Raw genomic sequence first — 14,239 nt, forward strand, 5'->3', positions numbered from 1 at the left:
TTCTACGAGCCCGAGGTGCACCCGGAGCCGCGCCGGTCACAGCCGCGCGAGCGCGAGGTTGAGCTCGAGCACGTTCACCGTCTCCTCGCCGAGGACGCCGAGGTCGCGCCCCTGCACCGCCCCGTCGACGAGCGCGCGCACGCTCGCCTCCGGCAGGCCCCTGGCCGCAGCGACCCGCGCGACCTGCAGCTCGGCGTAGGCCGGGCTGATCTGCGGGTCGAGCCCCGAGGCGGAGGCGGTGAGCGCGTCGGCCGGCACCGCGGCCGGGTCCACGCCGTCGAACGCCGCGATCGCGGCGCGGCGCTCCCGGATCGAGGCGACCAGGTCCTCGTTCGAGGGCCCGAGGTTCGAGCCGCTGGAGGCGCTCGCGTCGTAGCTGTCGCCGGCGGCGGACGGCCGCGACTGGAACCACTCCGGGAGCGGCTGCCCGTCGGCATCGGTGAAGGACTGGCCGATCAGGCTGGAGCCGACGTCGCGGCCGTCGACCGCGAGCATCGAGCCGTTCGCCTGCCGGGGCAGGGCGAGCTGCCCGATCCCGGTGACCACGAGCGGGTAGACGACGCCGAGGGCGAGGGTGAGCACGATCAGCGCGCGCAGCGCGACGGCGTACTGCCGGAGACCGGAGCGGGGGGAGTTCATCGGTGTCTGCTTTCTAGAAGCCGGGGAGGAGGGAGACGACGAGGTCGACGAGCTTGATCCCGACGAACGGCGCGATCACACCGCCGAGCCCGTAGACGAGGAGGTTGCGGCTGAGGATCCGCGAGGCGCTGAGCGCGCGGTAGGCGACCCCGCGCAGGGCGAGCGGGATGAGCACCACGATCACCAGCGCGTTGAAGACGATCGCCGAGAGGATCGCCGAGGCCGGCGAGTGCAGCTGCATCACGTTCAGCACCGCGAGCCCCGGGAAGGCCCCGGCGAACATCGCCGGGATGATCGCGAAGTACTTCGCGAGGTCGTTCGCGATCGAGAAGGTCGTGAGCGCCCCGCGGGTGATCAGCAGCTGCTTGCCGATCCGCACGATGTCGATCAGCTTGGTCGGGTCGGAGTCGAGGTCGACCATGTTGCCGGCCTCCTTGGCCGCCGACGTGCCGGTGTTCATCGCCACCCCGACGTCGGCCTGCGCGAGCGCCGGAGCGTCGTTGGTGCCGTCGCCGGTCATCGCGACCAGGTTCCCGCCCTCCTGCTCGCGGCGGATGTAGGCGAGCTTCTGCTCGGGCGTGGCCTCGGCGAGGTAGTCGTCGACGCCGGCCTCCGCCGCGATCGCCTTCGCGGTGAGCGGGTTGTCGCCCGTGATCATCACGGTGCGGATGCCCATCGCGCGCAGATCGGCGAAGCGCTCCTTCAGTCCCTCCTTCACCACGTCCTTGAGGTGCACGACGCCCAGGACCCGCCCGGTCCCGCCGGCGTCCTTCACCGCGACCACCAGCGGCGTCCCCCCGCTCTCGGAGACGCGGTGCACCTGCTCGTCGAGCTCGGCGGCGATCGTGCTCGCGAGGCGCGCGTCGCTCTCGAGCCAGGCGGTCACGGCCGAGCCGGCGCCCTTGCGGATCATCGACCCGTCGGCCAGGTCGAGCCCGCTCATCCGCGTCTGAGCGGTGAAGGGCACGATCTCGGCCGAGAGCGCCGCGCTCGCGAGGGCGTCCGGCTGCACTCCCCGGGCCGCGGCGAGGTCGACGATCGACTTCCCCTCCGGCGTCGGGTCGCTGAGCGAGGAGGACGCGGCGGCGCGGATCAGCTCGTCGGCGGCGGTGCCGTCGATCGCGACGAACTCCACGGCGCGGCGGTTGCCGTAGGTGATCGTGCCGGTCTTGTCGAGCAGCAGCGTGGTGACGTCGCCCGCGGCCTCGACCGCGCGGCCGGACATCGCGAGCACGTTGCGCTGCACGAGCCGGTCCATCCCCGCGATGCCGATCGCCGAGAGCAGCGCGCCGATCGTGGTGGGGATGAGGCAGACCAGGAGCGCGACCAGCACCGGCACGCTGACCGGGGCCGCCACGGAGGAGGCGATCGGGTTCAGCGTCAGCGTCACCACGAGGAAGACGATGGAGAGGCTCGCGAGCAGGATGTTCAGCGCGATCTCGTTCGGCGTCTTCTGCCGCGACGCCCCCTCGACCAGCGCGATCATCCGGTCGACGAAGGTCTCGCCGGGCTTCGAGGTGATCCGCACGACGATGCGGTCCGAGAGGACGCGCGTGCCGCCGGTGACGGCGCTGCGGTCGCCGCCGGACTCGCGGACGACGGGCGCCGACTCCCCGGTGATCGCCGACTCGTCGACGGAGGCGATGCCCCAGACGATGTCGCCGTCGCCGGGCACGAGCTCGCCCGCCTCGACCACCACGTGGTCGCCGAGCTGCAGATCGGCGGAGGAGATCTCCTCGATCCGGCTGTGCGCGGCCGATCCGTCGCCCGCGCGGTACTCGGCGAGGCGGCGGGCGGCGGTGCTGGTGCGGGTCTGCCGCAGGCTGTCGGCCTGCGCCTTGCCCCGCCCCTCGGCGACCGACTCGGCCAGGTTGGCGAAGAGCACGGTCAGCCAGAGCCAGACCGCGATCCCCGCGGTGAAGGAGGGCGGCACCGGTGCGCCGCCCGACTCCTGCGCCCCGCCGAGGAACGGCTCGGCGACGGCGAGCGCCGTGGTCAGCGCGGCGCCGACCTCGACGAGGAACATCACGGGGTTCCGCACCATCAGGCGCGGGTCGAGCTTGCGGAGCGCGCCGGGGAGTGCCGCGGCGACCTGCTCGAGGCCGAAGCCCGAGGCGCCGCGCGGTGGCCGCTCCGCCTCGGCGGTGGGGCGTGCGGAGGTGTCGAGTGTGCTGGTCATGGTGTTACTGGAGTCCTTCTGCGAGGGGTCCGAGTGCGAGCACGGGGAAGTAGGTGAGGGCGGTCACGATGACGGTGACGCCCACGAGCAGGCCGACGAACTGCGGCCGGTGCGTCGGCAGCGTCCCCGCGGTCGACGGAGTGACGCCCTGCCTGGCCAGCGAGCCGGCCAGGGCGAGCACCATCACGATCGGCAGGAACCGGCCGAGCAGCATCGCCACTCCCAGCGCGGCGTTGAACCACGGCGTGTTCGCCGTGAGCCCCGCGAACGCCGAGCCGTTGTTGTTGGCCGCCGAGGTGAAGGCGTAGAGCACCTCCGAGAGGCCGTGCAGCCCCGGATTCCAGATCGACGTGCTCTCCACGTCGGCCCGCACCGCGGGGATCGCGAAGCTCAGCGCCGTCCCGGCGAGCACCAGCGTCGGCGTGATCAGGATGAACAGGCTCGCCAGGGTGATCTCGTACCGGCCGAGCTTCTTGCCCAGGTACTCCGGCGTCCGCCCGACGAGCAGCCCGCCGATGAACACGGCGAGGACAGCGAGCACGAGCATGCCGTAGAGCCCGGAGCCGACGCCGCCCGGGGCGACCTCGCCGAGCATCATGTTCAGCATCGGCAGCATCCCGCCGAGCGCCGTGTAGGAGTCGTGCATCGAGTTGACGGCACCGGTCGAGGTGAGCGTGCTGGTCGCCCCGAAGAGGGTCGAGCCGGCGATGCCGAAGCGCACCTCCTTGCCCTCCATCGCGCCGCCCGCGGCCTGCGGGGCGGGCCCGCCGCCCGCGAGCTCGAGCAGGGTCAGCGCCGTCAGCGAGACGACGAAGATCGTCGCCATCGCCGCCACGATCGCGAGCCCCTGCTTCGGGCTGCCGACCATCCGGCCGAAGGTGCGCGGGAGCGAGAACGGGATCGCGAGCATCAGCACGATCTGCAGCGCGCTGATCGCCGCCGAGGGGTTCTCGAACGGATGCGCCGAGTTGGCGTTGAAGAAGCCGCCGCCGTTGGTGCCGAGCAGCTTGATCGCCTCCTGCGAGGCGACCGGCCCGCCGGGGATGCTCTGCGTCCCGCCGGTGAGCGTCGTCACGTCGGTGAAGCCGGCGACGTTCTGGATCACGCCGCCCGCCAGCAGCAGCACCGCCGCGATCACCGACAGCGGGAGCAGCAGGCGGAGCGTCCCGCGGGTGAGGTCGACCCAGAAGTTGCCGATCGAGTCGCTGCCGCGGCGCGCGAAGCCGCGCACCAGGGCGATGGCCACCGCGATGCCGACCCCGGCCGAGACGAAGTTCTGCACGGCCAGGCCGAGCAGCTGCACGGAGTAGCCCATCGTCACGTCCGGCGAGTACGACTGCCAGTTGGTGTTGGTGACGAACGAGACGGCCGTGTTGAACGACAGCCCCTCCGGGATCGCCGGGAAGCCGAGCGAGTACGGCAGCAGGGCCTGCGCCCGCTGCAGCGCGTAGACGAGCAGGACCCCGACCAGCGAGAACGCGAGCACGCCGCGGAGGTAGGCCCGCCAGCTCTGCTCGCCGCGCGGGTCGACGCCGATGAGGCGGTAGAAGCCTCGCTCGACGGCGAGATCGCGGGAGGAGGAGTAGACGTGCGCCATGTAGTCGCCCAGCGGGCGGTGGAGCAGCACCAGGACGAGGGCGACCGCGGCGACCTGGAGGATCGCGGGCAGAGCGCTCATCAGAACCGCTCCGGCTTCACGAGGGCGACGACGAGGTAGCCGATCGCGGCGATCGCGAGGACCACGGCGAGGACGTCGAAGACGATCATCGTCGGACCGCCCCGTCTCCGGCCGAGCGCGGGCCGGTGCCGTCCTCCGTCGCGGCGCGGGGGCCGGAGCCGGCGGAGCGCGGCGCGAGGGCCTCGACCCCCCTGGCGACGACGCCGATGAGCGCGAAGACGGCGAGGACGCCGATCACGGAGAGAAGGTCGAGCACGGGAACTCCATTCGGGGGCCGAGGGCACCCCGAGTGCGGAGGCGCCCGGCCGGCACCGCGACGAGCGCAGTACCGGCACGGATCCCGATGCAACACCCGGCGACGCCTCCCGACGCCGGTCCTCACGACTTCCCTACGGCGGCGGCGGCGACCCTCACGCTCTCCTCACGGGAGCGGCGCCGGAGCCGCCTCCCCGCTCAGCTCGTGAGCCGGTACGCCTTCCAGAACTGGCGCATCGTCAGGCCGTACTCCTTGCGGAACAGCCGAGCCGCGGTGACGTACTCGTACAGGCCGCAGCGGGCGGCCAGCACCTCGAACCCCTCGGGGCTGTCCGCCGCGCTGATCTCGGCCGCGAGCGCCGTCAGCCTGCTCGTGCGGATGTACTCGGAGAGGGTCGGTCCGTCGCTCGCGAAGAGCCGGTGGATCGTGCGGGGACTGGTGTGGAAGACCTCGGCCAGGGTGCCGACGGTGAGATCGCGCTGGGCGAGGTGGTCGCGCACGTAGCCCTCGACATGCTCCCGGGAGAGCCTGATGCGATCGAGGTCGCCGACGGCGAGGTGCGACCGGTTCGCGAGCGACGCCTCGATCAACCCGGTCAGCTGCGCGAGCTGCGCGCGGAACGCGTCCGGTGAGATCGAGTCCTGCGAGGCGAGTTCGTGCGAGAGGGTCTGGAACAGGCGCATCAGTCGCGGCGGCGAGATCACCTCCAGCCCGTAGAGCGGGACGGAGGCCCGGAAGCGCTCGCTCAGCTGGTCGACCGGAATGCTGATGAAGATGCACTCGGTCACGTCGTAGGTCTCCGAGGACACCGGCTCGCCGCCGCCCGCGATGGCGACGGAGCCCCGCGTGAGGCGATAGCGCTGGGTGCCGACGGAAATGAAGCACTCGCCCTCGATCAGCGCCACGATCTCGATGCGATTGCTTCTCGGGAATCCGAGGGAACTCGAATCCGGAGAGGTGAAGTAATTGGCGCGTGCCGTCATCCGCTGAGCACTCACCTGATCGATGACCACCCGCTCCGACTCCGCCTCGAACGCCTCTCGACTCCGCGGATGGAATTCACCGACTCCCATCCACTCGCTGATCGCCTTCTCAGCGCCCGGACCGCTGAAGCGCTGCCGATCGATGCGGCAGGGCGAGCTCGGCCTGAGGGGGGAGTCCGTGGACGGGAGGGTCTCTTTCATCACTGCTGTTCCATCTCGAGGATCGGCTACGAGCGCCCGGAACGGGATCTGCTCGCCACACGTCCGCGACGGCAGGACATGTGAATTCTCAAAGCCACCACCTGCTCATCCGCACGGTGAACGGGGACTGCTGCGGGGTGACCGAGCGGTGAGTGTAACAGGAGAGAGGGTGCCGAATTCAAGTCCGGCGCCAATTGAGTGATTCCCCGCCGAATCAGCTGATCTCCGCCATCTTCGATTCCCCGTCTTTCCGCGGATGGATGTCTTTCTATACGCAAGCATCGACCTTTATATACGTCCTCATGAACGAAGAGCACTTTCAGGTTCCGGACATGGATCACCTAGCATCATCAGCCGTTCCCGCCATCTCCGATGATCCGTGCCAGAGATTTCGGGACGCCGCGCGGTCGGCTCACCATCGATGTCGACCCCGCGAAGCCCCGCCGCCGCCCACGAGGCCGGTTCGGATCGTCGTCCGCCGCGACCATCGCTCGCCCTCCCCACCCACGAAAGGGACATCCGAGAATGAGACCACGACTCCGCCGCCGGCTCCTGGCCGCCGCCGCCCTCGCCGCCGCTGTCGCCGCTCCGAGCGCCGTCGCCGTGGGCGGTGCCGCACCGGCCGCCGTCGCCGACACCGCGACCGCCGTCCCCGAGCTCCGCGTCTCCTACCTCCAGCTCGGAGCCACCGGCTCGCTGGCGCAGATCGATCCCGCCGGCATCGCCGCCTCGAACGTGATCGTCTTCGCGTTCGCCGACCCGGCCAGCAACACGGCCGATCCCGCGACCCTCGCGGCGATGCAGAAGGTCATCGACAACGAGGCGAAGGGCACGGTGAACCTGCTCAGCCTGGGCGGGCAGACCGTCACCCGCGACACCGTGAACACCGCCACGGCGAGCGCCGTCGGCTCCCGGCTGCTCGCGCAGATCACGGACTACAACGCGAGGCTCTCCGGCGGGAGCATCACGGGCGTCGACCTCGACCTCGAGAACGGCATCGACGCCGAGACGATCAGCGCCCTCGGCGCGACCGTGAAGGGCGCCGGCCTCTCCCTCGCCGTCGCGCCGCAGGTCTACCTGAGCAGCGGGACCGGGGTGGACCCGGGCTCGCCCACGAACCTGACCCTCACCTCCGGTGTCCACGACGGCGCGAACGACCAGTTCTCTCCGCTCGTGAAGAGCGGCACGGTCGACTACCTGCTGGCGCAGACCTACAACACCGGCGGCTGGACGGTCGGCGGTGCCGCCGAGAAGGACCCCGGCTTCTTCAGCACGATCAGCCGGGCGCTCGACAGCGCCGTCCGCCCGGACTGCTCCGCCTCCACCTCGCTGTGCATCGCCGAGCGCACGAAGATCGTGATCGGCCAGGTCAGCAACGCCGGCGCCAGCGGCACCGCGAACAACGTCTTCGGCGGATCGGGCGCGGCCGCGTACGACCAGGCCGCGGTCCTCGCGGACCTCGCCGCGCAGTGGAAGGCGATGGCGGCGAAGCCGGAGCTCTACGGTCACGTGACCGGCGTGATGCAGTGGTCGCTCAACAACGACTACGCACCCGCGGCCTGGGGCGACACCTCGGCCGTCCCCGGCGCGTTCAGCGTCGCGCTCTTCGGGGCGACTCCGCCGGCACCGGCCCCGTACTTCCTCCTCCAGGTGAGCAACACCGGCCCCGACGCGCCGGACTCCGGCGCCTACGCCTCGGCCACCCTCGTGGTCGACGGCCAGTACTGGATCTTCGGGAACAAGTGGGGCTCGGCCCTCAGCCCGGGCACGAACGAGTCGTTCGGCACCTCGGCCTCGGCCGAGAACCCGGCGACGCCGTACGTGATCGACAGCAGCAACCTCGACGCGATCTTCAGCGGCGGCAAGAAGTCCTTCACCGCCTCACAGGTCTTGATCAACGGCTACTCCTCGCAGAGCGACGTCGCCGCACCGGGTGAGCAGTACGCCTGCCCCGTCGGATCGGGCTACACCTTCGAGGCCGGGCACTCCTACAACGTCCAGGTCAACGCGAACTCGGCTTTCAAGTCCTGCGCGATCTCGAAGGTCGACTGACCCTTCCGCACTCCTCGGGCGGGCCGCGCCGTTCCCACACTCCGCCGCGGCCCGCCCGAGGTCGCGACCGGATCCCCTCCGGTCGCTCTCCCCTTTCTCCGTGACGCCCTGTCCCGGAGATCCCGAGAACGAGAGGAACACCCCCATGTCCCGTCACCTGCTCCCCAAGGCGATCGTCGGAGTCGTCCTCGTCGCCGGCGTGCTCACCGGCTGCGCCCCCGCGGCCGACAAGGCCGAGACGTCGTCCACGAGCTCCAGCGCCGAGGCGAAGACCACCGCGCCGTCGACCATGGCGCCGGCCGGCGAGAGCCGCGAAGGCGCGTTCGAGGGTCTCAACGGCAAGAAGGTCGCCGGCACCGCGACCGTGTCGGGAAAGACGGTCGACCTCAGCGGCTTCTCCTCCGACGAGGGCCCGGACCTGCACCTCTACCTCACGAACGGCACGGACGAGAAGGCCGTGAGCGCCGGTGTCGAGCTGGGCGCGGTGTCCTACGACACGAAGACGCAGAGCTTCGACGTGGGCGACGCCGCCGACTACAGCTACGTCGTCGTGCACTGCGACAAGGCGAAGGCCGTGTTCGGCGCGGCGAAGCTCTCGTGACGCGGCCCGGGTGGCGCTGGGCGACCGCGGCCCTGGGCACCGCCGTCCGTGTCGCCCTGGGCCTGCTCTGGATCAACGAGGGCGCGATCAAGCTGCGGTCCGGATTCGGCGCCTCCGACATCCTGCTCGTCGCCGACGGCGCCGCGGAGAACGGCCGAGTGCCCGAGTACTTCCAGCTGTTCGCGTCGACGATCCTGCACGACGCGGCCGGTCTCTTCGGTGTCGTCACCCCGCTCGTCGAGATCGGCATGGGCGTCGCGCTGATCGCGGGGATCCTCACCGCTCCCGTCGCGCTCGCCTCGCTCGCGACGCTGCTGATGTACTGGTCGGCCGATCAGCTCATCGAGGAGTACCCGGTGATGGCGCTGCTCTCGGGCCTCGTCCTCGGCTTCTCCGCCACCTGCTCGCGGATCTCCGCGACGAGCGCCGTGGTCCGCGCCCTGCGAAACCGGCACGGCACCCTCGCCGGAGTCCTGGAGCGGCCGGCCGTGCGCCGCTGGCTCTGACAGCCGCGCGGGAGGCGCAGACGGAGGCGGGGACCCCGGAGCGAGCTCAGCTCCTGTTCCGGGGTCCCCGCCTTCCTCGTCACACCGTGATCGGGGCGCTGCTGCTGGTTCTGCCCAGCGCTCCGAAGACCGCTTCCTCCGCCCCCGGGTAGACGGGGCCCTGCGTCACGGTGGCCGTCACGGTGAAGGTTCCGGAGGGCAGCGGGGTGAAGACGCTCGGAGTCGCGGGCTGCCTGATCAGGTCGCCGACCACGAAGGTCGAGCCGTCGAGGAGATTCGTCGCCACGTTGGTCCGGTAGACGCCGGCGGCGATCGGAACATGGGCGTTGCGCGGACCGTCGGGAACGATGCCGTCGCCCCAGGCCGCGACGTCGTGCTCCGAGACGATGTCGACGCGGGAGTCGACGGGCAGTGTCAGCGGCGTCCCGAACTCCGCCGCGGGCCCGCCGAGGCGCACCACGAGGGTGAACGCAGCGGGGACCGCGCGATCCGGTCCGAGGAAGACGCCGAGCCACGGTGCGCCGCTCGGAGTGACGGTCGAGGCGGAGGCGCCCGGGGCGCTCAGAGCGGCGGCGACCACGGGGGCCGACCAGGCCGCGGTGAGGCCGGCCCGGCGGCTGAAGCCCCTCGTGGTTGCGCTGTCATTTTCGGAGTCGATGGGCATGGCTGGTCCTCTTCTGTGGTGGTCAGTGCTCGGTCGCACTCGCGAGCCTAGAAGCCGGAGGGGTGCACCGGCAGGTCGGAGGAGCCCCCCTTCCGCGCCACGCCGAACGATCACGAGCGGCCCCTCCTCGGCTGCGACCAGGCGGTCCGACGCCGTCCGCCGCCGCCGGAGTACAGGAGAGTGAGAGCGTTCTCACCCAGCACTGGCGCGGATCACCGACCGGAAGATCACGGTTCGGCAACGCCGCCGATCCGTCGCTCTCCGAGCTTTACAGACCGGTGCCCGCGCAATATGTTGTCTCCGTGGACAAAGCCCCTCGGGGCTCCCCCGCCCTCCCGGGCGACGACACGACGACGTGCTCCCACATGCACGCTCTCGCGCCGTCCTCACCCTCGGACACTGCTTTCAGAGAGGAATGCACTCCATGAAGTTCTCCCGCAGCATCACCACGCTGGCCGCCGCCGGCATCATCTCCCTCGGCCTCGCCGCCTGTTCCGCGAGCCCCGCCAACTCGGGCGGCGCCGCTGCCGGCGCCGGCGCCGAAGGCGACTGCACCGTCGGCATCTCGATGCCCACCCGCAGCCTCGAGCGCTGGATCAACGACGGCGAGGGCCTCCAGTCCCAGCTCGAGGACGAGGGCTGCACCGTCGACCTGCAGTACGCCGACAACAAGACCGACCAGCAGATCTCGCAGATCCAGAACCAGATCGCCGGCGGCTCGAAGATCCTCGTCGTCGCGGCCATCGACGGCGAGGCGCTCGCCCCCGTCCTCGCCGAGGCGAAGAAGCAGAACGCGACCGTCATCGCCTACGACCGCCTGATCAACGGCACCGCCGACGTCGACTACTACGCGACGTTCGACAACTACAAGGTCGGCCAGCTCCAGGGCCAGTACATCGAGTCGACCCTCGACCTCGCGAACGCCGCGGGTCCCTTCACCCTCGAGCCCTTCGCCGGCAGCCCCGACGACAACAACGCCAAGTTCTTCTTCTCCGGCGCCTGGGACGTCCTGCAGCCCTACATCGAGAGCGGCAAGCTCGTCGTGCCGTCCGGCAAGTCGCCCGCCTCGGACGACGACTGGGCCTCGATCGGCATCCAGGGCTGGGCCTCGGACAAGGCGCAGTCCGAGATGGACAACCGCCTCTCCTCCTTCTACACCGGCGACCAGAAGGTCGACGTGGTGCTCTCGCCCAACGACAGCCTGGCCATCGGCATCGAGGCCTCGCTGAAGTCGGCCGGCTACGCGCCCGGCGCCGACTACCCGGTCATCACCGGGCAGGACGCCGACAAGGCCAACGTCAAGGCGATCCTCGCCGACGAGCAGTCGATGACGGTCTGGAAGGACACTCGCACCCTCGGTGACCGCGTCTTCCAGATGGTGCAGTCGATCGTCGCGGGCGAGGAGCCCGAGGTCAACGACACCAAGACCTACGACAACGGCGAGAAGGTCGTCCCGTCCTTCCTCCTCGAGCCCGAGGTCGTCACGAAGGACGACGTGCAGTCGGTCCTCGTCGACTCCGGCTTCCTCAAGGCCGGCGACGTCGGACTCTGATCGGTCGGGCGGGGCAGGGGAGGAGCGATCCTCCCCCACCCCGCCCTTCTCCCCCTTCTTCCCCGCGTCCCACCCATCCTCTGCACAACGAAGTGAGGCCCTGTTGGCCAGTCCCATCCTCATCATGCGCGACATCGTCAAGGAGTTCGGCGGCGGCGTCCGCGCCCTCGACGGCGTCTCGCTCTCGGTCCAGCCGGGCGAGGTCCACGCCATCTGCGGCGAGAACGGCGCCGGCAAGTCGACGCTCATGAAGGTCCTCTCGGGCGTCTACCCCGTCGGCAGCTTCGAGGGCTCGATCGAGTTCGAGGGCCGCCAGGCGCAGTACCGCTCGATCAACGACAGCGAGTCCGACGGCGTCGTCATCATCCACCAGGAGCTCGCGCTGAGCCCCTACCTCTCGATCGCCGAGAACATCTTCCTCGGCAACGAGAAGTCCACCCGCGGCGTCATCGACTGGAACGCCACGAACGCGGAGGCGGCCAAGCTGCTCGCCCGCGTCGGCCTCGCCGAGAGCCCGGCCACGAAGATCCTCGAGCTGGGCGTCGGCAAGCAGCAGCTCGTCGAGATCGCCAAGGCCCTCGCGAAGGAGGTGAAGCTCCTCATCCTCGACGAGCCCACCGCCGCACTCAACGACGAGGACAGCGACCACCTGCTCGGCCTGATCGACCAGCTGCGCCGCCAGGGCATCACCTGCATCATCATCAGCCACAAGCTGAAGGAGATCCGCGCCATCGCAGACACCGTGACGATCATCCGCGACGGCCGCACCATCGAGAGCTTCGCGATGGCCGGCGAGGACGCCTCCGAGAGCCGCATCATCCGCGCGATGGTCGGCCGCGACCTCAACAGCATGTTCCCGCCGCGCGATCCGCAGATCGGCGAGGAGAAGCTCCGCGTCGAGAACTGGACGGTCCACCACCCGGTGGACATCAACAGGGTGGTCGTCGAGAACGCCTCCTTCACCGTGCGCGCCGGCGAGATCGTCGGCTTCGCGGGCCTGATGGGCGCTGGACGCACCGAGCTCGCGATGAGCATCTTCGGCCGCAGCTACGGCACCGGCATCTCGGGCCGCGTCTTCAAGGACGGCAAGGAGATCCAGACCCGGACCGTCGACGAGGCCATCCGCAACGGCCTCGCCTACGCGACCGAGGACCGCAAGCGCTACGGCCTCAACCTGATCGGCGACATCACGGTCAACGTGTCGGCCGCCGCGCTCTCGAGGCTCGCCCGGCTCGGCGTGATCGACAAGCACCGCGAGTACAAGGTCGCCGACTCGTACCGCTCGAAGATGAACATCAAGGCCCCGAGCGTCTCGGCCGTCACCGGCAAGCTCTCGGGCGGCAACCAGCAGAAGGTCGTCCTCTCGAAGTGGATCTTCTCCGGCCCGGACGTGCTGATCCTCGACGAGCCCACCCGGGGCATCGACGTGGGAGCCAAGTACGAGATCTACGGCATCATCAACGAGCTCGCGGCCCAGGGCAAGGCGGTCGTCGTCATCTCGTCCGAGCTGCCCGAGCTGATCGGGCTGGCCGACCGGATCTACACCATCTCCGAGGGGCGCATCACGGGCGAGATCGACCGTGCCGACGCCACCCAGGAGCACCTCATGCACTACATGACCGCCGGAAAGGAACAGGCCCGATGAGCGCCACGACCACGACAGCCCCGAGCGGCACGCCGGCGACCACGCCGTCGACGCCGCCCAAGCGCGCACGCCGACTGAACATCAACCTCCGCCAGTACGGCATCCTCGCCGCGCTCGCGATCATCATCCTGCTCTTCCAGGCCCTGACGGGCGGCCGCCTCCTGCTGCCGGGCAACGTCAACAACCTGATCCAGCAGAACGCCTACGTGCTGATCCTCGCGATCGGCATGGTGATGGTGATCATCGCCGGCCACATCGACCTCTCGGTCGGCTCGGTCGTCGCCATGGTCGGCGCCATCTCCGCGATCGCGATGAACAACTGGGGCCTGCCCTGGTGGGCCGCCGTGATCGTCGCCCTGGTCACCGGCGCCGCCGTCGGCGCCTGGCAGGGGTTCTGGGTCGCCTTCGTCGGCATACCGGCGTTCATCGTGACCCTCGCGGGCATGCTGATCTTCCGCGGCTTCACCCTCGTGCTGCTCACCGGCGGCACGATCAACGGCCTCCCGACCGAGTTCACCGCGATCGGCGCCGGCTGGCTGCCGGGAGTCCTCGGCGGCATCGCCGGCCGCGACGCCCTCACCCTGCTGCTCGGGCTCCTCGTCTGCGTCGCCCTCGTGGTGCAGCAGGTGCGCACCCGCGCCACGCTGCGCCGTCTCGAGCTCCCGCGCGAGCCGATCGCCTCCTTCTACGTGAAGGCCGTCGTCGCGGTCGTCGCGATCATGGCCCTCGCCTGGCTGCTCGCCGGCTACAGCGGCACGCCGATCATCCTGATCGTGCTCGCCGTGCTGATCCTCGCCTACAGCTTCGTGCTCGGGCGGACGGTCTTCGGCCGCCACATCTACGCGATGGGCGGCAACCTGTTCGCCGCGATGATGTCGGGCGTGAAGACGAAGTGGGTCAACTTCTTCATCTTCGTCAACATGGGTGCGCTGGCCGGAGTCGCCGGCATCGTGAGCACGGCCCGCGCGGGCGGCGCCGTCGCCTCCGCCGGTCAGAACTACGAGCTCGACGCGATCGCTGCGGTCTTCATCGGCGGCGCGGCCGTCCAGGGCGGCGTCGGCACCGTGGTCGGCGCGGTCATCGGCGGTCTCGTGATGGGCGTGCTCAACATGGGCCTGTCCATCCTCTCCGTCGACGCCGCCTGGCAGATGGCGATCAAGGGCTTCGTGCTCCTGCTGGCCGTCGCGTTCGACATCTTCAACAAGAGGCGGGCGGGCGGGCGCTAGCCTTCTCTCCTCCCTGCACCGTGCTCGGGCGCGTGCTCTCTCCGCGGAGGGCCCGCG

At 70.2% G+C, this 14,239-nt stretch carries 13 protein-coding genes; 6 read left to right on the forward strand and 7 right to left on the reverse strand.

Annotation, left to right across the window (positions count from 1 at the left end; all coding sequences use genetic code 11):
* Nucleotides 1–36: 36 nt before the first annotated feature.
* The 6 genes from kdpC to HQQ86_RS14375 form a co-directional block, all read right to left on the reverse strand.
* Nucleotides 37–639 carry a potassium-transporting ATPase subunit KdpC gene (gene kdpC / locus HQQ86_RS14350; RefSeq protein ID WP_173288961.1) on the reverse strand — a complete coding sequence of 201 codons (603 nt, stop codon included), beginning with the start codon at nt 637–639 and terminating at the stop codon, nt 37–39.
* Nucleotides 640–652: 13 nt separating this feature from the next.
* The gene (gene kdpB / locus HQQ86_RS14355) at nt 653–2,818 is read right to left on the reverse strand and encodes a potassium-transporting ATPase subunit KdpB (protein WP_173288962.1); all 2,166 of its coding nucleotides are present in this window, start codon (nt 2,816–2,818) and stop codon (nt 653–655) included.
* A 4-nt stretch (nt 2,819–2,822) separates the two neighbouring features.
* On the reverse strand, nt 2,823–4,496 hold the full coding sequence (gene kdpA, locus HQQ86_RS14360) for a potassium-transporting ATPase subunit KdpA (RefSeq protein ID WP_173288963.1): 1,674 nt from the start codon (nt 4,494–4,496) through the stop codon (nt 2,823–2,825).
* Entirely contained in the window at nt 4,496–4,585 is a 90-nt protein-coding gene (locus HQQ86_RS14365) for a potassium-transporting ATPase subunit F (RefSeq protein ID WP_160086079.1), read from the reverse strand. The genes kdpA and HQQ86_RS14365 overlap by 1 nt, the downstream gene beginning before the upstream one ends.
* Nucleotides 4,582–4,752: a hypothetical protein gene (locus HQQ86_RS14370; protein ID WP_173288964.1), complete on the reverse strand. Its 171-nt coding sequence runs from the start codon at nt 4,750–4,752 to the stop codon at nt 4,582–4,584. Before HQQ86_RS14370 ends, HQQ86_RS14365 begins: the two co-directional genes overlap by 4 nt.
* Before the next feature lie 197 nt (nt 4,753–4,949).
* A complete protein-coding gene (locus HQQ86_RS14375) occupies nt 4,950–5,936 on the reverse strand; it encodes a hypothetical protein (RefSeq protein ID WP_367948666.1) in 987 nt (328 codons plus the stop codon).
* A 525-nt stretch (nt 5,937–6,461) separates the two neighbouring features.
* Between HQQ86_RS14375 and HQQ86_RS14380 the strand changes: the two genes are divergently transcribed.
* From HQQ86_RS14380 to HQQ86_RS14390, 3 genes are all read left to right on the forward strand, one after another.
* Nucleotides 6,462–7,988, forward strand: a complete 1,527-nt coding sequence (locus HQQ86_RS14380; RefSeq protein ID WP_173288966.1) for a hypothetical protein — start codon at nt 6,462–6,464, stop codon at nt 7,986–7,988.
* Nucleotides 7,989–8,133: 145 nt separating this feature from the next.
* On the forward strand, nt 8,134–8,589 hold the full coding sequence (locus HQQ86_RS14385; RefSeq protein ID WP_173288967.1) for a DM13 domain-containing protein: 456 nt from the start codon (nt 8,134–8,136) through the stop codon (nt 8,587–8,589).
* Nucleotides 8,586–9,095 (forward strand): DoxX family membrane protein, encoded by a 510-nt coding sequence (locus HQQ86_RS14390; RefSeq protein ID WP_367948667.1) that lies wholly within the window; start codon nt 8,586–8,588, stop codon nt 9,093–9,095. The genes HQQ86_RS14385 and HQQ86_RS14390 overlap by 4 nt, the downstream gene beginning before the upstream one ends.
* 79 nt (nt 9,096–9,174) lie before the next feature.
* On the opposite strand, the gene HQQ86_RS14395 is transcribed toward HQQ86_RS14390, so the two are convergent.
* The gene (locus HQQ86_RS14395; protein ID WP_173288968.1) at nt 9,175–9,759 is read right to left on the reverse strand and encodes a hypothetical protein; all 585 of its coding nucleotides are present in this window, start codon (nt 9,757–9,759) and stop codon (nt 9,175–9,177) included.
* Between the two features lie 415 nt (nt 9,760–10,174).
* Between HQQ86_RS14395 and chvE the strand changes: the two genes are divergently transcribed.
* From chvE to mmsB, 3 genes are all read left to right on the forward strand, one after another.
* Nucleotides 10,175–11,311, forward strand: a complete 1,137-nt coding sequence (gene chvE, locus HQQ86_RS14400) for a multiple monosaccharide ABC transporter substrate-binding protein (RefSeq protein WP_173288969.1) — start codon at nt 10,175–10,177, stop codon at nt 11,309–11,311.
* A 124-nt stretch (nt 11,312–11,435) separates the two neighbouring features.
* Entirely contained in the window at nt 11,436–12,956 is a 1,521-nt protein-coding gene (gene mmsA, locus HQQ86_RS14405; protein ID WP_173288970.1) for a multiple monosaccharide ABC transporter ATP-binding protein, read from the forward strand.
* Nucleotides 12,953–14,182 carry a multiple monosaccharide ABC transporter permease gene (mmsB, locus tag HQQ86_RS14410; protein ID WP_173288971.1) on the forward strand — a complete coding sequence of 410 codons (1,230 nt, stop codon included), beginning with the start codon at nt 12,953–12,955 and terminating at the stop codon, nt 14,180–14,182. Before mmsA ends, mmsB begins: the two co-directional genes overlap by 4 nt.
* The last annotated feature ends 57 nt before the right edge of the window (nt 14,183–14,239 follow it).

This window comes from Rathayibacter sp. VKM Ac-2857, from assembly GCF_013205025.1.
In the GTDB taxonomy this organism is placed as follows: Bacteria; Actinomycetota; Actinomycetes; order Actinomycetales; family Microbacteriaceae; genus Rathayibacter.